The 22,136-nt window shown below is 63.9% G+C and carries 25 protein-coding genes and 1 pseudogene; 14 read left to right on the forward strand and 12 right to left on the reverse strand.

The genetic code is table 11. The features are described 5' to 3' along the window. Positions 1–31: 31 nt before the first annotated feature. Positions 32–658 carry an MBL fold metallo-hydrolase gene (locus C440_RS07045; RefSeq protein WP_008319653.1) on the forward strand — a complete coding sequence of 209 codons (627 nt, stop codon included), beginning with the start codon at positions 32–34 and terminating at the stop codon, positions 656–658. A gap of 1 nt (position 659) precedes the next feature. Further along, entirely contained in the window at positions 660–1,031 is a 372-nt protein-coding gene (locus C440_RS07050) for a hypothetical protein (protein WP_008319654.1), read from the forward strand. Positions 1,032–1,047: 16 nt separating this feature from the next. Here the strand turns inward: C440_RS07050 and C440_RS17070 are convergent, their stop codons facing one another. Next, the gene (locus C440_RS17070; protein WP_004044485.1) at positions 1,048–1,194 is read right to left on the reverse strand and encodes a 50S ribosomal protein L40e; all 147 of its coding nucleotides are present in this window, start codon (positions 1,192–1,194) and stop codon (positions 1,048–1,050) included. A gap of 128 nt (positions 1,195–1,322) precedes the next feature. Further along, a pseudogene (gene trxA / locus C440_RS07055) lies at positions 1,323–1,592 on the reverse strand (thioredoxin); the annotation flags it as partial. Between the two features lie 134 nt (positions 1,593–1,726). On the opposite strand from trxA, the gene C440_RS07060 reads away from it, so the two are divergent. From C440_RS07060 to hisE, 3 genes are all read left to right on the forward strand, one after another. Continuing rightward, complete coding sequence (locus C440_RS07060; protein WP_008319656.1) at positions 1,727–1,891, forward strand: preprotein translocase subunit Sec61beta; 165 nt, start codon at positions 1,727–1,729, stop codon at positions 1,889–1,891. A 73-nt stretch (positions 1,892–1,964) separates the two neighbouring features. After that, positions 1,965–2,570 carry a pyridoxal 5'-phosphate synthase glutaminase subunit PdxT gene (pdxT, locus tag C440_RS07065; protein WP_008319657.1) on the forward strand — a complete coding sequence of 202 codons (606 nt, stop codon included), beginning with the start codon at positions 1,965–1,967 and terminating at the stop codon, positions 2,568–2,570. Between the two features lie 75 nt (positions 2,571–2,645). Continuing rightward, on the forward strand, positions 2,646–2,948 hold the full coding sequence (hisE, locus tag C440_RS07070; protein WP_008319658.1) for a phosphoribosyl-ATP diphosphatase: 303 nt from the start codon (positions 2,646–2,648) through the stop codon (positions 2,946–2,948). A 26-nt stretch (positions 2,949–2,974) separates the two neighbouring features. Here hisE and npdG read toward each other — a convergent pair whose 3' ends face one another. The 4 genes from npdG to C440_RS07095 all read right to left on the reverse strand — a co-directional run bounded on the left by npdG (position 2,975) and on the right by C440_RS07095 (position 5,576). After that, entirely contained in the window at positions 2,975–3,643 is a 669-nt protein-coding gene (gene npdG / locus C440_RS07075) for an NADPH-dependent F420 reductase (protein WP_008319659.1), read from the reverse strand. A gap of 380 nt (positions 3,644–4,023) precedes the next feature. Then, on the reverse strand, positions 4,024–4,236 hold the full coding sequence (locus tag C440_RS07085) for a DUF7534 family protein (RefSeq protein WP_008319661.1): 213 nt from the start codon (positions 4,234–4,236) through the stop codon (positions 4,024–4,026). 34 nt (positions 4,237–4,270) lie between these two features. Further along, positions 4,271–5,125 carry a TIGR01548 family HAD-type hydrolase gene (locus C440_RS07090; protein WP_008319662.1) on the reverse strand — a complete coding sequence of 285 codons (855 nt, stop codon included), beginning with the start codon at positions 5,123–5,125 and terminating at the stop codon, positions 4,271–4,273. 31 nt (positions 5,126–5,156) lie between these two features. Further along, complete coding sequence (locus C440_RS07095; protein ID WP_193788394.1) at positions 5,157–5,576, reverse strand: UPF0146 family protein; 420 nt, start codon at positions 5,574–5,576, stop codon at positions 5,157–5,159. Positions 5,577–5,615: 39 nt separating this feature from the next. Here C440_RS07095 and C440_RS07100 point away from each other — a divergent pair, with 39 nt between their 5' ends. From C440_RS07100 to rtcA, 3 genes are all read left to right on the forward strand, one after another. Beyond that, positions 5,616–6,137 (forward strand): archaemetzincin family Zn-dependent metalloprotease, encoded by a 522-nt coding sequence (locus C440_RS07100; protein WP_008319664.1) that lies wholly within the window; start codon positions 5,616–5,618, stop codon positions 6,135–6,137. Positions 6,138–6,212: 75 nt separating this feature from the next. Beyond that, the gene (locus tag C440_RS07105; RefSeq protein ID WP_008319665.1) at positions 6,213–6,662 is read left to right on the forward strand and encodes a universal stress protein; all 450 of its coding nucleotides are present in this window, start codon (positions 6,213–6,215) and stop codon (positions 6,660–6,662) included. Continuing rightward, positions 6,663–7,700: an RNA 3'-terminal phosphate cyclase gene (gene rtcA, locus C440_RS07110; protein WP_008319666.1), complete on the forward strand. Its 1,038-nt coding sequence runs from the start codon at positions 6,663–6,665 to the stop codon at positions 7,698–7,700. 94 nt (positions 7,701–7,794) lie between these two features. Here the strand turns inward: rtcA and C440_RS07115 are convergent, their stop codons facing one another. From C440_RS07115 to C440_RS07130, 4 genes are all read right to left on the reverse strand, one after another. Then, a complete protein-coding gene (locus C440_RS07115) occupies positions 7,795–8,277 on the reverse strand; it encodes a YbhB/YbcL family Raf kinase inhibitor-like protein (RefSeq protein ID WP_008319667.1) in 483 nt (160 codons plus the stop codon). A 54-nt stretch (positions 8,278–8,331) separates the two neighbouring features. Next, complete coding sequence (locus C440_RS07120; RefSeq protein WP_008319668.1) at positions 8,332–9,201, reverse strand: VOC family protein; 870 nt, start codon at positions 9,199–9,201, stop codon at positions 8,332–8,334. Positions 9,202–9,405: 204 nt separating this feature from the next. After that, the gene (locus C440_RS07125) at positions 9,406–11,220 is read right to left on the reverse strand and encodes a ribosome biogenesis/translation initiation ATPase RLI (protein ID WP_008319669.1); all 1,815 of its coding nucleotides are present in this window, start codon (positions 11,218–11,220) and stop codon (positions 9,406–9,408) included. Between the two features lie 2 nt (positions 11,221–11,222). Beyond that, the gene (locus C440_RS07130; protein ID WP_008319670.1) at positions 11,223–11,537 is read right to left on the reverse strand and encodes an EMC6-like membrane protein; all 315 of its coding nucleotides are present in this window, start codon (positions 11,535–11,537) and stop codon (positions 11,223–11,225) included. Positions 11,538–11,661: 124 nt separating this feature from the next. Between C440_RS07130 and C440_RS07135 the strand changes: the two genes are divergently transcribed. Beyond that, positions 11,662–11,955: a MarR family transcriptional regulator gene (locus C440_RS07135; RefSeq protein WP_008319671.1), complete on the forward strand. Its 294-nt coding sequence runs from the start codon at positions 11,662–11,664 to the stop codon at positions 11,953–11,955. Positions 11,956–12,052: 97 nt separating this feature from the next. On the opposite strand, the gene C440_RS07140 is transcribed toward C440_RS07135, so the two are convergent. After that, entirely contained in the window at positions 12,053–13,936 is a 1,884-nt protein-coding gene (locus C440_RS07140) for a PINc/VapC family ATPase (protein WP_008319672.1), read from the reverse strand. A gap of 93 nt (positions 13,937–14,029) precedes the next feature. After that, the gene (locus tag C440_RS07145; RefSeq protein ID WP_049915501.1) at positions 14,030–15,664 is read right to left on the reverse strand and encodes a methyl-accepting chemotaxis protein; all 1,635 of its coding nucleotides are present in this window, start codon (positions 15,662–15,664) and stop codon (positions 14,030–14,032) included. Positions 15,665–15,780: 116 nt separating this feature from the next. Between C440_RS07145 and C440_RS07150 the strand changes: the two genes are divergently transcribed. From C440_RS07150 to C440_RS07165, 5 genes are all read left to right on the forward strand, one after another. Beyond that, positions 15,781–16,875: a M20 family metallopeptidase gene (locus tag C440_RS07150; RefSeq protein WP_008319674.1), complete on the forward strand. Its 1,095-nt coding sequence runs from the start codon at positions 15,781–15,783 to the stop codon at positions 16,873–16,875. A 237-nt stretch (positions 16,876–17,112) separates the two neighbouring features. Next, on the forward strand, positions 17,113–18,621 hold the full coding sequence (locus C440_RS07155) for a carboxypeptidase M32 (protein WP_008319675.1): 1,509 nt from the start codon (positions 17,113–17,115) through the stop codon (positions 18,619–18,621). 85 nt (positions 18,622–18,706) lie between these two features. Next, the gene (locus C440_RS18190; protein ID WP_008319676.1) at positions 18,707–18,883 is read left to right on the forward strand and encodes an HVO_0416 family zinc finger protein; all 177 of its coding nucleotides are present in this window, start codon (positions 18,707–18,709) and stop codon (positions 18,881–18,883) included. A 160-nt stretch (positions 18,884–19,043) separates the two neighbouring features. Then, the gene (locus C440_RS07160) at positions 19,044–20,894 is read left to right on the forward strand and encodes a UvrD-helicase domain-containing protein (protein WP_008319677.1); all 1,851 of its coding nucleotides are present in this window, start codon (positions 19,044–19,046) and stop codon (positions 20,892–20,894) included. A gap of 6 nt (positions 20,895–20,900) precedes the next feature. After that, on the forward strand, positions 20,901–22,103 hold the full coding sequence (locus C440_RS07165) for a M24 family metallopeptidase (protein ID WP_008319678.1): 1,203 nt from the start codon (positions 20,901–20,903) through the stop codon (positions 22,101–22,103). Positions 22,104–22,136: the final 33 nt, after the last annotated feature.

The raw sequence follows: 22,136 nt of genomic DNA on the forward strand, positions 1-22,136 counted from the left end.
ACTTTTTTCGGTCGAGCGCGTACACGGCGGTATGGAAGTCATCTCAGTCACCGCCGACGCGGACGTGTTCACTTGCAATGCGTACCTCGTCTGCGGGGACAGAACCGTCCTCGTGGACGCTGGAACGATGCCGGGCGTCGAATCCGTCGTCGCAACACACACCGACGACCTCGACGCCGTCGTCCTCACGCACCAACACGGAGACCACATCGGCGAATTAGACGCCGTGGTCGAACGGTTCGACCCGGACGTGTACGCCGCCGCCGCCCACCCGCTTCGGACCCACGAACTCGCCGACGGCGACGAAATCGTACTGGGAGACGAGACGTTCGAAGTCGTCCACACGCCCGGCCACGCCGACGACCACGTCTCGCTCGTGAGCGACCGTTCGCTGTTTTCCGGCGATGTCGTCGTCTACAACGACGGCGCGTTCGACGACGGAAGCTTCGGCAAGACCGACCTCCCCGGCCAGTCGCGCGAGCGAGTCATCGCCAGCCTTCGAGACCTGCTGGACCGACTCCCGGAGACCGTCGAACGCATGTACGCCGGCCACGGCGACGTGTTCGAAAGCGGGACGGGCGGCGATACCGTCCGCGACGTTATCGAACGCGCCCTCGAACGGGCCGAACGACGCCAACCGAAATACCCGGAGGCCTGAGATGTCAACCTCAAGCACACAAGCCGAGCTGACTCAACTGCACTACGTCGGGGTCGTCCTCGCCGCAATAACCGGTCTCATCCACCTCGCGTTGGGCGTTGGGGCGCTCTCGGCGAACGCCACGGACCCGCTCGGAATCTCCTTCGTCGGGGCGGCGGCGGGGTTCGCGGCCGGCAGTATCGGGATTCTCCGCGGCGACGAGACGATTCGCTCGTGGATGATTCTGCTCGGCATCCCGTTTACCGCCGGGCAAATCGTCCTCTACGTGGCGCTCAACTGGCCCGACATCTTCCAACTCGGCGGCGTCGTTGACAAAGTGGTACAGCTGGCGCTCATCGGCGTGTTGTTCGCGCTGTATCGGAGAGAGTCCTAAGAGAAGGCGGGCGGTCTTATGCGGCGCGGCGTTCCTTCGACTTCGGACGAAGGTGCTTGTAGCCGCATTTGCGGCACTGCTTCGCTTTCTGAGGGTTGCGTGCGTTACAGCGCATGCAAATCTGCTTTTCGAGCGTCCGCTTCGTCGCAGCGTCACTAGCCATGCATACGACTCCCTCGGCCGGTCGTATAACGTTTGCGAGACGAACCGCCGTCGCTCGCGGTCGAATCGATGGGTCATAAAACGTGTGGCGCTCGCGCACTCGCCGTGCGCCCGCGCCGACTTGGTCAGTTACGCGCCGGCTTGGCTCAGGGCCGATTCGAGGTCGTCACGCTGGGTGACACCCACGAAGCGGTCCACGATGCCGTCGTCGTTCTCGACGATGAGGGTCGGAAGCGAGCGAACCTGATACTGGTTAGCAACGTCTTGTTCTTCGTCAACGTCAACCTTGACGAATTCGACGTTCTCGTAGTCGCCTTCGAGTTCGTCGAGAATCGGGTCCTGCGTCTTGCAAGGGCCGCACCAGTCCGCGTAAAAGTCCAAGAGTCGAACAGTCATCGTATCCCGGCGAACCTTTCCTGCCCCCGCGCATAAGGATTACTCATGGCCCGTCGGCGTTCCGGTTTCTGTGTCACGACCCGAACTGACAGTGACGAGCCGAAACGTTTAGGCGGTGGACGCACAGACGGTGGTGCATGAGCAAGGGCCAGAACACCGGTGGTCTCATGTCGAGCGCGGGTCTCGTCCGCTACTTCGACGCGGAAGACCGCAACGCGATTCGACTCGACCCGAAGACCATCGTCGCTACGGGAGCACTGTTCGGCATCGGTATCTTGGTGCTGAACGCGCTCGCGTTCTAACGACGACCACCGCCCACCGAACCGCCGACAAACGAACGGACGCTTTTTGTCCTCGCGTTCCCGAGATTCGTCTATGGATACGCTACGCGCCGGTGTCGTCGCCGTTCAAGGCGACGTAACCGAACACGCTGACGCCATCGAGCGGGCCGCCGAGGCCCACGGCGTCGCGGCGGATATCGTCGAAATTCGAAGCGCCGGACTCGTCCCCGACTGCGACGTGCTCTTGATGCCGGGCGGCGAATCGACGACGATTTCGCGGCTGTTGGAGCGCGAGGGAATCGACGAGGAGATTCAGGCTCACGTCGCCGCCGAGAAGCCGGTTCTCGCAACCTGCGCTGGTCTCATCGTCGCCTCCAGCGACGCAAAAGACGACCGCGTCGAGACGCTCGACATCCTCGATGTGACCGTGGACCGCAACGCCTTCGGCCGACAGGTCGATAGCTTCGAGGCACCGCTCGACGTCGAAGGACTCGACGCGCCGTTCCCCGCGGTGTTCATTCGCGCACCCCTCATCGACGACGTCGGCAACGACGTAGACGTGCTTGCCGAGTGGGACGGCAACCCGGTCGCGGTCCGCGACGGCCCGGTCGTCGGCACCTCGTTCCACCCCGAACTGACCGCCGACAGTCGCCTCCACGACCTCGCGTTTTTCGACGACCTGGAAGTCGAAGCGAAGTAGCGCACTCGCCATCGAACCAAGACACCTGTCACCGGAACCAGAGGGTCTTTTTCCGCGCCCGCCCGTCGTGGGTGCATGGACGCCGACACCCCGACCGACGAGGTTCTCGACGAACTCTTTTCGACGATCGAGTCTCGGAAGGCCGACCTACCAGCGGACTCCTACACGACGACGCTGTTTACCCACGAGAAAGGCGAGAACTACGTGCTCGAAAAGCTCGGCGAGGAGATGACAGAGACCATCCTCGCGGCCAAAGACGACGACCGCGAGGAACTCCTCTACGAGAGTTCCGATCTCGTCTATCACCTCCTCGTCTTGCTGTCGATGAAAGACGCGTCGCTCGACGACCTGCGCGAAGAGTTGAAAAGCCGATTCTGAGTCCCGACGGGTAGCTTTCAGTCCAGTTACTGGAATCTGACGCCGAGGTCGTGAAGCCCGTCGTTGTGCTGTGCGACGTTGATGAGAAGCGGCGTCAACGCCTCGATTTCGGAGGCATTTGCGAGACCGCCGGCGTCGAGCGGGCGAAGCCCCTCGATACCGTCTGCGAGAAGCCAGACCGTCTCTTTCGCGTCAGGGTCGTCGGCGACGAGCAGTGTGTCGATGTCGAGGTCGGCGTCGAGGTCGGCGAGGCGACCGGCGGCGAGATTGTGGAACGCACCGACGATAGGGACGTGGTCCGGGGCCGCGTCGGTGACGAGCGCCGTCACGCTCCCGGCTTTCGGTGGGTGATAGTGGAACCCGTCGTCCTCTCGTTTGATGCCCGTCGCTGGCGTGACGAGCAGGTCGTCTTCGGACAGCGAGTCGGAGACGGCGTCGATAGTATCGGCGACGTGATACGGCGGCACGGCGAGGACGACCACGGAGGCGCGGTCGGCGGCCATCGCGTTCGTAAAGCCGTTTATCTTCACGTCGCGGCCGCGACTGGAGAGTTCGGTCTCGTATTCGTCGGCCTTCGCGCGGGCCTTGTCGGGGTCGCGCGAGCCGATGATGACCTCGTGGTCCGTGTCGTAGGCCCAGCGGAGGGCGAGACCCTCGCCGATATCGCCAGTTCCACCGAGAAGTGCGATTCGCATACCCACACCTGCGAACCGCGGCAACGTAAAAGATTGCGCGACCGGACGGTTCTGCCTATGTCGTGAGTGTGGAATATTTCAGTTCAGATAGAATCGGATTCAACTACGAGCCGTTCGGAGTATCACCAAGCACTGACGCGTGGTTCGTCGTGTTGATTTTCGTCCAGACGTCGTCGGAACTCTCCGGCGGGCTTGGAGCGGTGCTCGAATTCACCAGTCTCTTCTTACTGTGGACCTTCCGCGGTACATCGCCGGGAGCCTCGTTGTAGACTTCTTGATTGCCGCCTCTGTGTCGGAGTGACCGTCGTCGTCTGGGATAACCGTCGCTATCGTCTTGAGGACCGTCGCTATCGTCTTGAGGACCGTCGCCGTCGTCTCGATTACCCGTCGTCGTCAGGTTCGACGAGCGCCTGCACCCGAGCGAAGCCGTCACGGTAGACGAGCCACCACGCGAGCGCCGGGGCCAACAACAGCGCTGGGCCGATGACCACGAGTTGCGTGACCGGGTCCGGTGGCGTGAACACCGACCCGACGGCGAACACCACGGCGTCGAGCGCGAGAAGCGTCACGATGAACGCGCGGAAATGCCCCATCAGTGACCCCCCGTGAGATGCGTCGGCGGCGACATCAGTCCAAGAGGTCGGGGACTTCGTTGACGTCTTCGACGACCGCCGAGGCACCGATTTCGGCGAATTTCTGGCGGCCGTCGTCGCCCGAGAGACCGCCGGAGAGGACGCCGATACCGTAGTAGACGCGCTCTGGGTCGGCCGCATCGGCGTTCAACGCCGTCTTCACGTCATCAAGCGTGTCACCGACGAAGACGACCGATTCCACACCAAGTCGCTCGGCGACGGTGACGAGAGCGGCCGGGTGCGGTTTGCCCTCTTCCCAGTCGTCCATCGTAAAGCGGTGGTCGTCGGCAACGTCGAGTGCGACCCGAGAGAGGGCGATATCGGCCTCGGCGGCGGGGCGGCCAGTGACGACACCGAGTCCGCGGTCGCCGAGGGAATCCACCGTCTCCGAGCGGAGAATCACGGGTTCGTGGTGGATGTAGCCGGGAGCGTCGAACGGTGGCTCGCCGCCTTCGAGGTCGCGGTAGCGGTCAGCCCCGAGATAGAGCGCCTGAAAGGTCTCTCGAAGCCCGTCGGGGTCCCACTGGTCGAAGACGACCGACGGGTCGGAGAGTGACGCTTCGACGACCGATTCGGCCGCGTCGAGACCGCCGCCGCGGGCGGCGATTTCGTCGGTGAACGCCGGAAGCGTGATATCGGTCTCGCGGGCCGTGAGGACGTAGAGCGCGGCCGCGTAGGTCAGTTCCCAGTCGTTGTTGAACCCGCCGGCGTCCTTGAACAGTTGAACGTCGTCCCGGGAGATGGTCGTGCCGTGGTGACGGTCCACCGACTCGACGATGGCGCGCCGATAGGAGTCGGCGACGTCCACGAGCACTCCGTCGATATCGAGGACGACAGCGTCCGCGTGCATATCGGAACCGCGTGATGAGAAGGGAAGTGCCTTACTCTTGGCTTCGGGGGTTGCCGTCGGCGACGTACAGCGTATCTCCGGGAAGCGCCTCCCGAGAGACCGGAATCGAGGGCTCGTCGTAGCCGAGAGTGGTAAAAAGGAAGTCGGCACCGACCCGACGGGCGACGTGAGCGGTCGGCCGATGCAACTCGACGGGGATGTTCAACGCGTAAATCGCGTCTGCGTCCTCGTATGGTCCAGGATTTGACAATTCTTCGCGGGCGAAGACGTCGTCTCGGACGAACCGGACCCCGTCGGGAACGGGAAACTCGTGAACGTCGATGGCGACGACTTCGACGCCGCGTTCTGCGAGTTCGGCGGCCACCGCTGACTCCCGCCCGATACCGACTTCGACCACTCGCTCGTAACTCAGCAACCGTGTTACGAGAGCGTCGCGCAACGAGTCTCTCACGTCGGGATATTTATCATGCGTCCCCGCTTAATCCCTCGCATGCTTGTCGATATCGTGCCTATCGGGGATATTTCTGCTTCAGTCAAGCGGGAGGCTTCCGCCGGGCTTCGGTCCGTCTACGATTGCGACGTGACCGTGCAGTCGAATCAGGCAATCCCGGACGGTGCGTTCGATAGAAGCCGAAATCAGTACCGTGCCGAGCAATTTATCGAACTTACGAGCCGCGTCGGCCGCGGTGAGAAAAACATCGGGATTACGGCGAAAGACCTCTATTACCGCCGTCGAAACTACGTCTTCGGTCTCGCCTATCTCAATGGTAACGGTTCTGTCATTTCCACATACCGGTTGCAGACCTCCAGTGACGGTGGCATCACGAACAAGCCGGCCGACGAAGTGCTCTCGGACCGGATTCGCAAGGAAGTTGTCCACGAAATCGGGCACACGGTCGGACTCGAACACTGCGACAACAACAAGTGCGTTATGTCGTTTTCGCCGACCGTCCGCGAGGTGGACGTGAAAGAAGAGAACCTCTGCGGTACCTGCAGTCGGCTCGTTCACTGACTCCCTAGGCACGATAACTTCGCTCTCCGTTTTTCTGTCCTCTCTTTTTTCTCTTCAGAGCACGTGTATTCGAGTATGAACTTCGTCGTTGCAGTTGACGGCTCGGAGGCCTCCGACCGAGCGCTCGACTACGCGCTTACCATGGCAGAACCGCAGGGGGCGACGGTTACAATCGTCCACTCGGTCGAACCGCGCATCCTCGTCGAAGGGGGCGAAGAACCGGTCGCGGGTCTCGCGGCCAGCGGCGACCGAATCGTCGCCGAGAGCCTCGAAGACGCTGAGATGCGTGCGGAACGAGTCCTCGAAAAAGCCGTCGAACGCGCCACCGACGCGGGCGTCGAAGCCACGAGCGAACTCCTCTACGGCGACCCCGTGGAGGCGCTTCCGACCTACGCCGACGACGTCGATGCCGACGGAATCTTCGTGGGCCACCGCGGCCTCTCAAAACGGTACGAGGGACTCGTCGGAAGCGTCGCCAAGGAGTTGGTCGAACGCTCGTCGTGTCCCGTCACGGTCGTCCGCTGAATGCATCGACTGGATGGTGCCGCTGGCGGCGGTCAATTACTTCGAACCGCACTTTCGCTGTCTCTCGTCACCGGCGAGCCGTTCGAAATGGACGATATCCGCGGCAACCGCTCGACCCCCGGTCTCAGGCCGCAACATCTCGCGTGCATCTCGGTCGCAACGTCAGTCGCCGACGCGGACGTCGAAGGCGACTACGAGGGGTCTTCGACGCTTCAGTTTGTACCCGACGGGATTCGGACGGACGCGGTCGAAGCATCGGTCGGAACCGCCGGAAGCACGACGCTCGTCTCCGAGACGCTTCTCCCGGTCGCCGTCGCACTCGACGACCCGCTTTCGCTCACCGTCACCGGCGGCACCGACGTTCGGTGGTCGCCGCCGGCGGACTATCTCCGATACGTGAAACGCCCGCTGTGTGCGACGTTCGGCGTCGAATTCGACGTGTACGTCGGACGCCGCGGCTTCTATCCGGCAGGCGGCGGCCGACTCGCGGTTCGAATCAAGCCGGCGAGTCCGACACCGCTTGCACTCCTCCGGCGCCCGCAACTCGACGAAGTACGCGTCCATTCGGTCGCCAGCGAGTCCCTCGCTGACGCGTCCGTTGGCGAACGGCAGGTCGAAGGCGTCCGCGACGCGCTCGCCGGCGCAGACGTCGAGGTCCCGATTCGGTCGTCGGTCTCCGCAGTCGAGAGTTCGTCACCGGGGACCGGAGTCGTAGTCGTCGCGCAGTCGGGCGAGACTGTCGCCGGATTCGACGCCTACGGCGAACGCGGCGTGCCGGCCGAAGCGGTCGGCCGCGAGGCCGCAGAATCGTTCCTCGATTGGCATCGCGGCGACGCCCCCGTTGATTCCAACATGGCCGACCAACTGCTCGTCTGGGTCGCCCTCGCAGGCGGACGCGCCCGGATTCCGGCGGTCACAGACCACGTTCGGACGAATCTGGACGTGATTCGAGCCTTCGGCTACGACGTTCGACTCCGAAATGGCGAGGGCGCGTGCGAACCCGAACCCGGGAGGGTCGTCGTCGAGCGAGTCGAATAACGAAGCGCGAAACGTCGCGTCGGGTGTCCCCGTCGTCCGCGTCTCTGTCTGTGGTCCATCTTTTATTTCTGTTCTAGATTCGAGAAAGTCCGGTTTAGGGTGCGTACGTCCCGGTCAACTGCGTCTCCGCGAGGACGTGCCCCGAAATCGCTTTTTTCAGGTCCGCTTTCGTCGCACCCACGCCGAGGTCGAGAGTCGTATCGAGCGCGTACAGGACGAATCGGTAGGTGTGCTCGCCGTCCGGCGGGTTGGGACCGCCGTATCCGCGCTCACCGTAGTCGTTCGCTCCCTCGGTCGCGCCCGCCGGGACCTCGCCGGCGGCGATATCGGTCGTCTCGGGGTCGATGTTCCAGACGACCCAGTGGTCCCAGATTTTCCCCGCGGGCTTCATCGCATCGGGGTCATCCATCACGAGCGCGACGGACGCCGCGTCCGCCGGAACCCCGCTGATTTCGAGCGGTGGACTTACGTTGTCGGTCGTGTAGCCGTGTTTCCGAGGAATCGGACGTCCCTTGTCGAACGCCGGGCTTCGAAGCGTCAGGCCGCTCCGACGGTCTCCCGAATCGTCTGGTATCATACACCATACTTTGAGGACCAGTGACAAAATGGTTCGTTCCGCGGGATCGACCGGTTACGGCGCGGCAGACGGGTCAGTTCGGACGCGAACTTCGATTCCATCGGGGTCGGAGACCGCGACGCCGCGTTCCATCTGTTCGACATTCCAGCCGCGTGCCGTCAGCGATTCCCGGACCGAATCCAGAGTTTCCGCGTCGGGGACGAGGACTTCGAACCACTCGATACCGCGACTGTCGCCGGTCGGTTCGCGTCGGTCGTTCCACCGGTTCAGTCCGACGTGGTGGTGATACGTACCGGCGGCGACGAAGGCGGCGTTCGGGTAGCCGTCGTCGCGGAGCGACATCCCGAGCGCATCGACGTAGAAGTCGAGCGCCTCCGAGAGGTCGGTCACTTCGAGGTGGACGTGTCCGAGGTCGGTACAGTCGTGTGCACGGTCGTCACCGCGAGCGTCGGCCAGCACCGAATCGAGGTCGAGCGGGAGCGTGTCCATCTGCACGCGGCCATCGCCGGTTTTCGGCCACTCCGCTCGCGGACGATCACGATAGATTTCGACGCCGTTTCCCTCCGGGTCGCGGAGGTACAGCGCTTCGCTCACGAGATGGTCGGACGAACCACTGAGCGTCGCACGGTCGCGGATTCGGGCGAGTGCGTCGCCAAGTGCGCCCCGGTCGGGAACTCGGATTGCGAGGTGAAACAGACCGGCCTGTTCGGGCTTTCTCGCTGGCGCGTCGGGAATCTCGTCGAGGACGATGAGCGAGGTGTTTCCGGCTGAGAGGACGGCGCGGGTCCCCTCGCGCACGACATCGAGACCGACGACGTCTCGATAGAACGGAACGACGCGGTCGAGCGATTCGACGCGGAGTGCGACGCGACCGAGGTGCGTGGCGTCGGTGAGTGACGCCGACGCGGTGGGAGTGTCAGTCATACTCTCTCTTCGCGGGTGAGCGTGAAAACGCCCGTAGTAACACCGGTGTCACTCACGGTGGCGAGTGTGGACACGCAGGCGAGATGCGGTGCGAGGTGAGACAAAAGTGCGGGTGAGGTGAGACAAGAGATACGACGTGAAGCCGAGAAGAAAAACGCACGCGTGGGCGACGCACGTCGGTGACGCGCCGCGCGACCGACTCGATTATTCCGAGTAGTAATACTCGCCGGAGCGTTTCTGCTCGCGGTCGAGTTGCGAACCAGGCTTGTTGATGCGCGGGCGCTGTGTGCGCTCGTCGCGGCGGAACGTGATGTCGAGGTCCGCGAGGAAGTCGTTCATGCCGTCGCGCATCTCTTGGGGCATCGAGGCGTGTCCTTCGATGGACGGCTCACCGTCGAAGACCATCAAGCGGTCGGCCAGCAGGTCCATCATGTAGATGTCGTGGTCGATGACCATGACCGTCGCATCGTGGTTCTCGGCGTAGCGGCGGATCGCCGAGGTGGCCTGCACGCGTTGTTCCACGTCGAGGTGGGCCGATGGCTCGTCGAGCAGGTAGAGGTCGGCGTCCTGCGAGAGACACGCGGCGATGGCGACGCGCTGGCGCTCACCGCCGGAGAGGTCGGTGAGATTGCGCTCCATGATGCGGTTGAGTTGGAGCGGGTTCGCAATCTCCGTGTTCCAGTACGACGAACCGAACTGGTCGGTGATAGACGACAGGAAAGCGTCCACGCGCATCGGCTGGTCGATTTCGATGTACTGGGGCTTGTACGAGATGTCGAGTGCGAAGTCGAGTTCGCCGACGTCGGGCGTCAGGTCACCGGTAAAGAGCTTTGCGAGCGTCGATTTACCGATTCCGTTCGGACCGACGATGCCGAGCACTTCTCCGTTGTAGATGGTCCCGCCCTCGACATCGAGGGAGAACTCGCCCTCGCCGTAGGATTTCGAGAGTTCGGGATACTCGATGAGGGGCTCGGCCTTCGTCGTCTCGCGCGGTGCGTGTTCCTCGAAGGTGATTGCCTCCGGACGGATACGCATGTTCTCGTTCGAGAGGTATCCCTTCAGGTACTCGTTGATGCCGTTTCTGACCGATTTCGGGTCGGTGACGACACCGTACGCACCGGGTTCACCGTACGCGACGTGGAGCGTGTCGGCGAGCAGGTCCAAGATTGCGAGGTCGTGTTCGACCACGAGGACCGCTCTGTCTTCTTCTTCTGCGAGTTCGCGGATAAGTCGCGCCGCGGTGACGCGCTGGCCGATGTCGAGGTACGGCGAAATCTCGTCGAGGAAGTAGAAGTCGCGGTCGCGGGCGAGAGTCGCCGCGAGAGCGACACGCTGGAGTTCCCCGCCGGAGAGCGTGTCGATTTCGTTGTCCACGACCGGGGCGATGTCGAGGCGGTCGATGTAGGAGTCGAGCGCACCGCGTTCGTCGGTCGCCTCCAAGAGTTCGCGGGCCGTTCCGTCGAACTGCTTGGGAATCTGATCGACGTACTGCGGCTTGCGGGCGATTGTAACGTCGCCGTCGCGGACTCGTCCGACGTAGTTTTGCAGTTCGGTGCCGCGGAAGCGGTCCAAGACGGCCTCCCACGTCGGGTCGTCGGCGTAGTTGCCAAGGTTCGGCACCATCTCGCCGGCGAGGGCGCGGACGGCGGTCGTCTTCCCGATACCGTTCGGGCCGAGGATACCCGTGACCGACCCGGATTCGGGAACGGGCAGTCCGTACAGCGAGAAGGCGTTTTCGCCGTAGCGGTGGGTCGGGTCCTCGTCGAGTTCCGACGGGAGATTGATGATTTCGATAGCGTCGAAGGGACACTTCTCGACACAGATACCGCAGGTCTCGCCGAGGCAGATTTCCTCGGAGATGCGGACCTGGTCGGGACCGCCTTGTTCGGCGTCCTCGCCGCGGAGCGTGATGCACTCTTTACCCGTCCGGTTGGGCGGACAGAAGTTCGAGCACTCGTAGCTACAGCGGTCCGGAGAACACCGGTCCAAATCGACGACGGCGATACTATCGTCAGCCATTGTTACAGCTGAACACCCGACGTGAGCAGGATGGCAAACGAGATGAACCAGAGCGCGAAGGTCATGAAGACGACGTAGATGTAGTCCTTCACGCCGAACCCGTTGACATCGACACCGACGACGCGGAGTACCGGGAACTGTACGAGAACGAACGCACCGAGAATACCCACGGCCAACTGGTTGGTCGCGGCCTCGGGGTTCGTCCCCACCAGTACCCCGGAAAGCACCGCGGCGGCGATGCCGGAGAGGCAGGCGAGTGTCGTGACCGTCACTCCACGAAGATGACTGGAGAGACCGGTCTGCGTTTCCGTGGCCATGTGTTCCTCTGCGATATCCGGCATCAAAAGGCGTTCGTTCTTCCCGTGGCGTCTACGGCTAAAGCGTTGTCGGCTACTCACAGCCAACAAGGTTTATGCTGGTAGCGCGTTTCGATTCGTAATGATGGCTGGAACAGAAGAGGAGAGTCTCGACGACCTCCCACCGAGTGCGAAGCTTGTTTTCAAAGTGCTCGAATACAACGGTCCGCTCACACAGAAAGGCATCGTACAGGAGTCGATGCTTTCTGCCCGAACCGTTCGCTACGCACTCGAACGGCTGGAGGGAATCGGTATCGTTGACGAGGACGTCTACTTCGCCGACGCACGCCAGAATCTCTATCAGCTGACCGACCTCGCACCGAAACAGGCGCAGGCGAAAGCGGACGGCGGCAAAGAAAAAGCCTGCTGCGCCGAGTAAGTAACGCAGAACCGCGCTTCGCAGTCGGTATCACGCGAGATCAGTTGCGACGTGTCGAACGAGTCGAAAAGTAACTGCCTGCTCGGTTATCCCCGCTTCAGGCCGGGACGACCGAAATCTGTTGCTTTCTGTCGATTGCGTTTTCGAGTTCTTCAGCGATGGCGCTCCCGCGGGAGACCTGAATGTCGCCACCGCGGCTGACAGTCGCCGTGAACAGGTACTGGTCGTCGGCGCGGACCTCGACCGTCTCGCCGACGTGTCCGTCCATCCGGATGACGACGTGCCGAGAGGTGACTTCCGGTGTCACGACGGCGCCCTCACCGGCCTGCCCGCCGGTGGAACCTGATGCGCCGGACTGTCCCCCGGAAGTTGCGCCCGCGTGCTGTCCCGACGTAGACGGCTTTTCGTCGTGGGTTCGCACGTCGATGTCGATACCGAGTCGGTCTTCCACGTCGGAGATACGACCGCCGCCTTTGCCGATGACGTAGGAGATGTCGTCTTCTTCGACGTAGACGACCGCTCGATTCTGGCCCTTGAGGTCAACTTCGACGTGACCGCGCGCGATGGAGCGAATCTCCCGTTCGATTTCCTGTTTTGCGAGACGGGAGACGCCGCTTTCCTTGTCGTCTTTTTCTTCCCCGAGCGGGACGGTGACGACCTGCCGGTTGAACGTGTAAATCTCGTACTGCGGGCGGCCGGTCTCGAAGTCCCGAATCTGGATGACGGGACGCGCGAGGTCTTCGGCGAACAGCCCTTCGGGAACCTTGACCTCGGTGCTCACGTCGTAGACCGTGTGGACTTCACCGTCTTCGATGTAGACGACGGTATCGACGACCTGCGGAATCATGCCGAGTTCGACGCGGCCGACGAGACGCTGGAGCGCGTCGATGGCGCGGGTGGCGTGGACGACGCCAACCATCCCGACGCCGGCGAGGCGCATGTCGGAGAAGACCGAGAAGTCCTCTGTCTTCCGCACCTCGTCGTAGATGGTGTAGTCGGGGCGCACGAGGAGCAACGAGTCGGCCGTCTTCGCCATGTCGCCGCCGAGGGCGGTGTACTGGGTGATGTCGGGACCGACTTGCAGGTCGCGCGGTTTTTCCATCGTCTTGACCGCGTAGTCGTTGTCGTTGAGGAACTCGGCGACGGCCTGTGCGAACGTGGATTTCCCGGCACCGGGTGACCCGGAGATGAGGACGCCGCGCTGGCGCTCTGCGAGTCGGTCGCGGAGTTCGTCCGCAAACTCGTAGTCGTCGAGGTTCGTCTTGACGATTGGCCGAACGGCCGTGATTTCGATGCCGTCGGCAAAGGGCGGGCGAGCGACTGCGATACGGTAGTCGCGGAACTGGACGATGTCCATGCCCGGCTCCGAGAGTTCGATGAAGCCGTCGGGCGACGAGCGGGCGGAGTTGACGATATCGTCAGCCCACTCTTTCATCGTCGTCTCGTCGGTTGGCTCCTCGCCGATGGTCTGGTAGTGCATCTCGCCGATGGCACCGCGTTTGGCCTTCGGCTTGGTGTCGGTCTTGAGGTGGACCGACATCGTCTGGTCGTCGAAGAACTGTTCGATGATGAGACCGCCAGAACCGCGAACCTCGGCTTCGACGAACTCAACGCGCAGTCCTTTCGCCTTGGCGACTTCGGCCTGTACCACGTCGCTCGTCAGGAGGGTCGCAGAGCGCTCCGCGGCGATATCGCGGATGAGCGCGTCGATGTCGCCCTCGTGGGCACCCTTCGTCTCGCCCGCGCTCGGGCGGCGGCCGACGTACTGGAGGTCGATGACGCCGCCGTCCGCGAGTTCCGCGAGGCGCTGCAGTTCGGAGAGTCCTTCCCACCCCGTGTCGCGGCCGTCGTTGGCCTGCGATTCCAGTTCGCCGACGACTGCCTCGGGGACGAGCACGTCGGCACCGTCGTAGGTGCCGTCGTCAACTCGCTCGGACACGCGACCGTCGATGACCGCGCTCGTGTCCGGCACTATCTTCATGCGGGTGGGTTTGAGCGGGTGACGGATAAGGTTGTAGATAAAAGCGGTGACAATCGCCGGAAGGAACGTGTGCTATGGGACCAACCGACGGCCTCAGTCGTCGGTGGGGGCGGAGACGGCGCGGTCGTCTTCGATAACGTCGAACGACCCGACGAGTCCATCGAGGTCGGCCGCACGCGACGAGAGGACGCCCGCCTGCTCCGCGAGGTCGTCGATAGACGCCGATTGTTCGTTCGCGGTCTCGACGACCGTTTGAGACTGTCCGGCAGTCTCCTCGGAGATGTTCGCAACGTCGTCAACCCGGATTGCGATGTCCTGTGCGGACTGGGCCTGTTGGTCGGTCGCGGCGCTTACTTCGGCCACGCTGGCGTCGATGTCGGTAACCATGTCCACGATGGTCTCGAACTCGCCGATGGCCTCGCCGACGGTGTCGAGGCTGTCGGACACCTGCTGGTTCATCCGCCGCACGTCAGCGAGCGTCTCCTCGGAGTGTTCTGTGATGTCGGCGATGAGCGCAGACACCTCGTCCGCGGAGTCGCGGGTCTCCTCTGCGAGCGATTTGACCTCCTCTGCGACGACGCCGAACCCGTCGCCGGCCTCGCCGGCGTGGGCGGCCTCGATTGCCGCGTTGATGGCGAGTAAGTCCGTCTGCGACCCGACGTGTTCGATGAACGCGGCGATTTCGTCGATCTCTTCGATACCGTCGGCGAGTTCGGCGACCGCGTCGGCGGTGTGGTCGATGCGCGCTTCGACCGCATCTAACTCCTCCATCGCCTCCGTTGCGGCGTCTCGACCGGCCTCGCCGCGCTCGGATGCCGTCTCGGCGGTGTTGGCGACCTCGTCGGCGGAGGCGGCTATCTCTTCGACCGTCGCCGACAGCGTGTTGAGTTCGTCGGCGACCGTCTGGAGATGGTCCGTCTGGGCGGTCGCACCGTCCGAAATCTCGCTGACAGACGCGGCCACCTCCTCGCTAGCGGCGTTCGCCTGTTCGACGTGGTGTTGGGCGCTCGCGCTCATCTCCGAGACTTCCTGTGCGAACGCCTGAACCTCGCCGAGCGTCGTCGAGAGCGTGTACACGAGGTCGTTGTACGTCTCTGCGACCGCTTCGTACCGGTCGTCATCGACGCCCCAAGTGGCCGTGTCGATGGTGGCCGTCAAGTCGCCGGATTGAGCGCGCGAGGTGGCGTCGGCGAAGGCTTCGACGAGGTGCTGGAGGTTCTGCGTGTAGTCCGCGAGATTCCGGTGCATCCGGTCGAGAGCATCCCCGAACTCGCCCGGGAGGTCCTCGTCGAGCGCCGGGTCGTCGAACTGTTGGTCGGCGAGCGCACTCGCCTGCGAGGCGACGATACAGACGTGTTCGTGCATCTCCCCGAAGTCGTCGGCGAGTTTGGCCACTTCGTCGTTGCCGTCCACCTTCGGAGGCGTGGCCGTTAGGTCGCCCGCGGCGACGCCAGCGGCCGACGACGAAATCGACTCGATAGGTGAGACGATGTCTTTCCGGGTGATGAGAATCGTGTTGACGAACGCGAGCGTCGCACCCGTCAAGAGCAACCCGGTGAGTGCGAACCGGGCCGTTCCGGTCGCAACCCACGGGAGCGCCGCCTGCGCGAGCGAGACACCGAACTGGATTGCGACCGCGGCGACGACCTTTCGTTCGACCGAATCAGAGATTCTGAGAACGTCCATCGTCCCCCATAACATCCGTTCGTACGCCGAAGAGAGGGCCATAGGCAGACGTACCGAGGACGGCTAATAAGTCGAGTCGGCCGTTCTCACTCACTGATAACTCGCTTCTGCCGCGTCGAACGCCGCAGGCTTTTGTGTCAATAACCCGAAGTAGTCGCATGGACGAACTTCACGAACTTACGGCGGACCTCGTCTCGATTCCGAGCCATCGAGACGAGACCGCTGTCGGAGACTTCATCGAGGCGTGGCTCCGCGACGAGACCGACGCTGAAGTTCTCAGAGATGAAAGTGAGAACGTCGTCGCCCGCGCGAACTCGGGCGTCGGCGACTCGCTCGCCCTCGTCGGCCACCACGACGTCGTTCCGCCGGCCGACAGGCAAGTGACCGACAGCGGCGACTACGTGGTCGAAACGCGGGACGGTCGCCTCTACGGTCGCGGCGCGTCGGACATGAAAGGTGCCGTCGCCGCGTCGATGCTCGCGTTTCGAGACGCGGCGGCCGACGCGTCCCGCGAGGTCGCGTTCGCTTCGTTCGTCGGCGAGGAAGTCGGCGGTACGGGCGTCCGCGCCGCGCTCGACGCTGGTCTCGAACTCGACTACGCCATCGTCGCAGAAGGCTCGACGAACTACTCCGGTCCGGCCCGAACCGACGTGGCCGTCGCCCACCGCGGCCGCCGGGCGAGCACGCTCGTCGCAACCGGCACCGCCAGCCACGCGAGTGAACCCGAACAGGGAGAAAACGCCGTCTATCGCGCCTGTGACGCCGTCGGCGTGGTTCGTGAACTGACCGTCCCCGACGCCGAAGTCCTCGGCCACGCCGTCTCGGGAAGCGTCGCCGTCACCGAAATCGACGGCGGGAGCGCGTGGAACGTCATCCCGGACCGGTGTGAGGTCACCATCGACGAGCGGACCGTCCCCGGCGGCTACGCCGACCTCTCGCAGGCTGAGTCCGTCGCGGGCGTCGAGTGGGTCGTCGGACAGGACCTCCCGCCGATGGCGTGTGACGACGCCGACTTCGCCGACCGCGTTTTGGACGTTTCCCGCGCAGTCCACGAGTCCCGCGGCGACGAGACGCCACAGCAGGTGACGAAACCCCACGCGACCGACGCCGGATGGTTGGCACAGGCGGGGACGACCTGTGTCGTCTACGGTCCCTCGGAACCCGGCGAGGCGCACACGGAAGACGAGAGCGTGTCGCTGGACGTGCTGGAGCGGTGTTACGAGACGTATCGGGAGCTTGTGGAGGGGTGGTGAGAGCGGCCAGACACGTCTGCGACGGCCCTCGAATACATCACCTGCGACGACCGCCGTCCAGTCCACTGGGGGCTTTCGCGGGTTCGCGTCGTGTCTTGCAAGAGCTTTCGCGGGGTCGTCCACGACTGTCGCGTCACCGGTTCGAAGGTCCCCGAGAAGGCGCGTCTACGACGCAAACCACCCGCATCGATAGCCGCCTCCTGCGATTTAATACGCCTCCGCTCCGACCCGACCGGTATGGCACAATCCTCCACCGAAGCCGCATCGGCATACGAGCAACTGCTCACGAAGTACAAGCGAATCGCCAACGTCGAGAACGCTGGCGGCATTCTCTCGTGGGACCAACAGGTCATGATGCCCGACGAGGGGACGCCCGCGCGCTCTCAACAGATGTCTGCGCTCTCGGCACTCGGCCACGAACTCCTGACCGACGACGAGTTCGGCGAGTTGCTGGAAGCCGCGGAAGCCGACGACCCGACCGACGAACAGGCCGACGTGCTCCGCGAACTCCGCCGCGATTACGAGCGCGCCGTTCGCGTCCCGAACGACCTCGTCGAGAAGATTTCGGCGGCGTCCTCGGAAGCGATTCCGGCGTGGAAGCAGGCGAAAGCCGAAGACGACTTCGAGGAGTTCGCGCCCCATCTGGAGAAACACGTCGAACTGAAGCGGAAGTACGCCGAGCACATCGACCCCGACCGCGACCCCTACGAGGTGCTCTTCGAGGAGTACGAACCCTGCTTGCCCCTCGAACAGGCAGAAGAGATTCTCGCCGAAGTCCGCGAAGTCCTCGTTTCGATGATCGAAGACATCCGCGAGTCCGACACGGAACTCGCCGTCGACGCCTTCGAAGGCGAGTTCGCCGCCGACGAGCAGGAAGCGCTCGCCCGCGACGCACTCTCGACGCTCGGCTATCCGTGGGACCGCGGCCGCCTCGACACCGCGCCGCACCCGTTCTCGTCGGGAACGCAGTTCGACGCCCGCGTGACCACCCGCTACGACGAGTCCGATCCGCTCGGGTCGCTGTTTTCGACCATCCACGAGTTCGGCCACGCGCTCTACACGCTCGGCCTGCCGGACGAACACTACGCGACGCCGCTCGGTGAGGACCGCGACCTCTCGGTCCACGAGTCGCAGTCGCGTCTCTGGGAGAACCACGTCGGCCGGTCTCGCGCGTTCTGGAAGCACTTCCTGCCCACGTTCACCGAGCACTTCTCCGCGGTGGACGCGTCGGTCGAAGAAGCCTACGAGGCGGCGAATCAGGTGTACGAAGACAACCTCATTCGCGTCGAGGCCGACGAACTGACCTACCACCTCCACATCGTCATTCGGTTCGAACTCGAACGCGCGCTCGTCTCGGGCGACCTCGCGGTCGAAGACGTGCCGGAAGCGTGGAACGACAAATACGAGGAGTATCTCGGTATCCGCCCGGAAACCGACGCGGAAGGCTGTCTCCAGGACATCCACTGGGCGTACGGCAACTTCGGCTACTTCCCGACGTACTCGCTCGGGTCCATCATGGCCGCGCAGTTGTTCGACGCCGCGGCGGCGGACATCGACGGTCTCGACGAGAAGCTCTCGGACGGCGAGTTCGGTGAGCTTCGGACGTGGCTCCGCGAAAACGTCCACCAGCACGGCCGCCGCTACGAGACCAACGACCTCGTGAAACGGGCGACCGGCGACGACTTCGCCGCCGACGCGTTCCTCGACTACGTCGAATCGAAGTACGGCGAACTCTACGACCTGTAGTCGTCGAGAGGCGCTACCGCGGCGATTCTCGGGAAACCAGTCTCGTCGCAGGAACTAAATAGGGGTATGTCATACCATGTCATGTATGGCCTCAGCACCCAGTGACGACTTGTTCGACCAGTTCTTGACCGACCGCGGTCACGAGACGGAACCGGTACGCTGGGACCGATCCTATAACAAATTGCAGTGTCCCGAATGCGGGGCATTGCACGACATGGGCGCGGCAACCTGCTCCGTGTGTGGGTGGGTGCCGGAGGTCTGACGCGTCCGTACTGAACTGACCAAGCCACAGCACCTGTTCTCGACGCACTCACCTGTTTGACGGTGCGTCCGCGAACGCCCGGCGAGCGATTCCACACCGGGCGCGTTCGCCCTCGTCCGAAGCACGTCGCTTATCACAGATAAGGCCGTGAACGTGTACAATGAGCGATTCCGACGTGACCGTCACCCGCCTGTTCGGAGGGCCGGGAAGCGGGAAGACCACGGCCTTGCTCGACAAGGTCGAGGAAATTCTCGAACAAGACGGCGTCACCATCCGCGATATTCTCGTCGTCTCGTACACCCGTGCCGCGGCGGCCGAGGTCCGCGAGCGACTCGCCGAACGACTCGATATCAACCCGCGTTCGCTGAAGGGGAACGTCTCCACGATGCACGCGAAGGCGTACGAACTCCTGAGCCTCTCCCGTAACGATGTCGTCGGCGAGAAGGACAAAGAGGGGTTCTGCGAGGAGTACGGCATCGAGTTCGAAGACGAGTACGGCGGTGCCGGCCGTCGGACCGCCCGCTCGACCACTATCGGAAACAAGGTAATCGCAACGAGCCAGTGGCTCCAGCGCACCCGCCGCGACGTGGCCGACTGGTACGACGTGCCCTTCCAGTGGAACGTCGAGGAAGTTCGCCTGCCGCCGGAAGTAGACCCCAACGCGCAGGAAGGAAACAAGTACACCCCGACGTGGCCGTCCGACGACGACCGCATCGACATCCCCGAAGCCATCCGTGCGTGGCGGGCCTACAAGGGTGAAAACGACCTCGTCGGCTTCGCCGACATGCTCGAACGGGTCAAGCAACGCGCGCTCGTCCCGAACGTCGAGTATCTCGTCATCGACGAGTTCCAGGACATCACGACGCTCCAGTACGACGTGTACGAGGAGTGGAAACCGCACATGACGGGCGTCCTCATCGCAGGCGACGACGACCAGGTCGTCTACGCGTGGCAGGGTGCGGACCCGAACCTGCTTCTCGACGCCGAACGCGACAACGACGAGGTGCTTCCGAACTCCTACCGCCTCCCGTCGAACGTCCTCAACGTCGTCAATCGAGAGATACGTCACATCGACAAACGCCAAGAAAAGGACCTCAAACCCCGCAAGGAAGGCGGCGCGGTCGAAGCCGTCGAGAGTCCGTCGATGCTCGAACTCGCCCGGAACGTCCGCTACACCGTCGAGCAGGACGAAGGAACCGTCATGGTCCTGTTCCGCGCGCGCTACCAGATGTTCCAGTTTATCGACGAGTTCCTCCCGTCGGGCATCCCGTTTTCGACGCTCACCGACCAGCGCATGTGGACCGACCGGCTCACCCAGTACGTCAACGCCGTCGAAGCTATGGAGACCGACGAACCGGTCGATGGGCTGGAAGCGCGTCGGCTCGCCGACATGCTACAGGACTCCGCGTTCGGAACGAACGACCGCGACGACTTCTTCGACGCCATCGACGAGCGACAGGAGACCGAGGGTGTCGAAGACATCACGAACATCGAGTTCGAGCCGAAGGAGGTCAAGAACTTCGCGCCCTTCGCTCCCGGTAGCGGGTCCGCAAGCGACATGGTCCGCAAAGTGACGAGCTTCCAGCGGAAGTCCATCGACGCGTACTTCTCCGGCGAGTATCAGGGCATGGACCCCAACCGCGTCCGCGTGGGCACCATCCACTCCGCGAAGGGTCGTGAGGCCGACCACGTCTTCATGGCGACGGACCTGACCGAGAAGGTCGTCGAGCAGATGGCCGCGTCCGTCTCCGACGAGGAACTCGACGCCCGCGGCATCGAGGAGTTCACGGCGACGACGAGTCCCGTGCCGCTCGTGACCGACAACGAGCGCCGCGTCTTCTACGTCGGCATGTCCCGCGCCCGCGAGCGCCTCATCATCCTCGAAAACCTCGTCAGCGGTGCGCCGACGCTTCCCATCAGCGTCCTCCTCCACAACGAAATCCGCGAGGCAGACGCACAGGAACTCGTCGATGCGGCACAGGAACCGCCCGCACCCGAACCCGAGGCGTAATCCAGCGTGCCGTCCGGTCCCCGAGGCGGTGCCGCTATCGACGCGGCCATCGACGAGCGCGACGCCGTCGGCTTCGTCGCCGTCTGTCGCGGCGATGGCCCGACGGGTCGCTACCTCACCGGCCGCCGACTCGACACCGATTTCGTGTTCGTCCGCGCCGCCGGCGAGACACATCTCCGGGTTCCATCGACGGTCGATATTCCGGTCGTTGCTGACGCGGCATCCGTTCGCACCGACGACAGACCGGCCGGGAAAGCCGCGGCCGCGGTTCTGGCCGCGTCCGCGTCCGAATCCGAAGGCACCGTCCTCGCGTCTCGGACGATTCCGCACGACGCCGCACTCCACCTCGAATCGGCGGGCTACGACCTCGCCTCGACGGCGGCGGTCAGAGACGCGCGCGCAGTGAAAGACGAGACCGAGCGTGAGACCATCGAATCGACGCAACGGGCCGCAAAACGCGCTGTCGCCCGCGCCGCCGAGATACTCGCCCGGTCGAACGTCGCCGACGAAGCCGACGGGATGGGTCCCGACGGCGTGCTCGTCTGGGACGGCGCACCGCTGTCGGCGGAACGACTTCGCAGACAGGTAAACGCGAGGCTCGCGGTCGAGGGCGTCGATGCCGCGGGCGAAACGACAGTACGAGCAGGGAGTCGAAGTGAAAGCGCCGAACGCGGTGGAGGCGTCGAGCGAGACCGGAGCGAGCGTGACGAAGGCGGCGGTCCGAAGGACGACTCGGCGGTCGAACTCATCGCTGGTGAGCCAATCGTCGTCTCGGTCGCGCCGCGGGGTCCCGGCGGCTATCGGGGCGCGCTCGCGCGAACTTTCGTCGTCGAATCCGGCGGCGGTTGGGAGCGCCGAGCGCACGTCGCCTGTGACGCCGCCCGCGACGTTACGCTCGTCGAAGCCGACCCCGGCGCGAGCGCCGGCTTCCTCGGGAGCGAAATCCGGGCCGAAACGGGCGCGTTCGGCTTCTCGATGGACGGCGAAGTGACGAGAGACGTCGGCGGTGGCATCGGTCTCTCTGCCCGCGAAGCCCCGACGCTCGACGGCGATACCGAACTGGCGGCCGGGAACGTCCTCCGCGTCCGCGCCGCGGTCACGCACGCAGAACACGGGCGCGTCGAACTGACGGACGTGCTCGTGGTCGGCGCTGACGGCCCGCAGATGGTCGTCGATGCGCCGACTGGTCTCGACCCACGGCAGTGGTGAGCAAGCTGGCGGCGTTCGAATCCGTCTGAGAGA

Origin of the sequence: Haloferax mucosum ATCC BAA-1512, assembly GCF_000337815.1 — an archaeon.
Lineage (GTDB): Archaea > Halobacteriota > Halobacteria > Halobacteriales > Haloferacaceae > Haloferax > Haloferax mucosum.

Coding starts and splice junctions, on each gene's coding strand:
- C440_RS07045 (WP_008319653.1), top strand. CDS start 32: ATGGAAGTCATCTCAGTCACCGCCGACGCGGACGTGTTCACTTGCAAT.
- C440_RS07050 (WP_008319654.1), top strand. CDS start 660: ATGTCAACCTCAAGCACACAAGCCGAGCTGACTCAACTGCACTACGTC.
- C440_RS17070 (WP_004044485.1), bottom strand. CDS start 1,194: ATGGCTAGTGACGCTGCGACGAAGCGGACGCTCGAAAAGCAGATTTGC.
- C440_RS07060 (WP_008319656.1), top strand. CDS start 1,727: ATGAGCAAGGGCCAGAACACCGGTGGTCTCATGTCGAGCGCGGGTCTC.
- pdxT (WP_008319657.1), top strand. CDS start 1,965: ATGGATACGCTACGCGCCGGTGTCGTCGCCGTTCAAGGCGACGTAACC.
- hisE (WP_008319658.1), top strand. CDS start 2,646: ATGGACGCCGACACCCCGACCGACGAGGTTCTCGACGAACTCTTTTCG.
- npdG (WP_008319659.1), bottom strand. CDS start 3,643: ATGCGAATCGCACTTCTCGGTGGAACTGGCGATATCGGCGAGGGTCTC.
- C440_RS07085 (WP_008319661.1), bottom strand. CDS start 4,236: ATGGGGCATTTCCGCGCGTTCATCGTGACGCTTCTCGCGCTCGACGCC.
- C440_RS07090 (WP_008319662.1), bottom strand. CDS start 5,125: ATGCACGCGGACGCTGTCGTCCTCGATATCGACGGAGTGCTCGTGGAC.
- C440_RS07100 (WP_008319664.1), top strand. CDS start 5,616: ATGCTTGTCGATATCGTGCCTATCGGGGATATTTCTGCTTCAGTCAAG.
- C440_RS07105 (WP_008319665.1), top strand. CDS start 6,213: ATGAACTTCGTCGTTGCAGTTGACGGCTCGGAGGCCTCCGACCGAGCG.
- rtcA (WP_008319666.1), top strand. CDS start 6,663: ATGCATCGACTGGATGGTGCCGCTGGCGGCGGTCAATTACTTCGAACC.
- C440_RS07115 (WP_008319667.1), bottom strand. CDS start 8,277: ATGATACCAGACGATTCGGGAGACCGTCGGAGCGGCCTGACGCTTCGA.
- C440_RS07120 (WP_008319668.1), bottom strand. CDS start 9,201: ATGACTGACACTCCCACCGCGTCGGCGTCACTCACCGACGCCACGCAC.
- C440_RS07125 (WP_008319669.1), bottom strand. CDS start 11,220: ATGGCTGACGATAGTATCGCCGTCGTCGATTTGGACCGGTGTTCTCCG.
- C440_RS07130 (WP_008319670.1), bottom strand. CDS start 11,537: ATGGCCACGGAAACGCAGACCGGTCTCTCCAGTCATCTTCGTGGAGTG.
- C440_RS07135 (WP_008319671.1), top strand. CDS start 11,662: ATGGCTGGAACAGAAGAGGAGAGTCTCGACGACCTCCCACCGAGTGCG.
- C440_RS07140 (WP_008319672.1), bottom strand. CDS start 13,936: ATGAAGATAGTGCCGGACACGAGCGCGGTCATCGACGGTCGCGTGTCC.
- C440_RS07145 (WP_049915501.1), bottom strand. CDS start 15,664: ATGGCCCTCTCTTCGGCGTACGAACGGATGTTATGGGGGACGATGGAC.
- C440_RS07150 (WP_008319674.1), top strand. CDS start 15,781: ATGGACGAACTTCACGAACTTACGGCGGACCTCGTCTCGATTCCGAGC.
- C440_RS07155 (WP_008319675.1), top strand. CDS start 17,113: ATGGCACAATCCTCCACCGAAGCCGCATCGGCATACGAGCAACTGCTC.
- C440_RS18190 (WP_008319676.1), top strand. CDS start 18,707: ATGGCCTCAGCACCCAGTGACGACTTGTTCGACCAGTTCTTGACCGAC.
- C440_RS07160 (WP_008319677.1), top strand. CDS start 19,044: ATGAGCGATTCCGACGTGACCGTCACCCGCCTGTTCGGAGGGCCGGGA.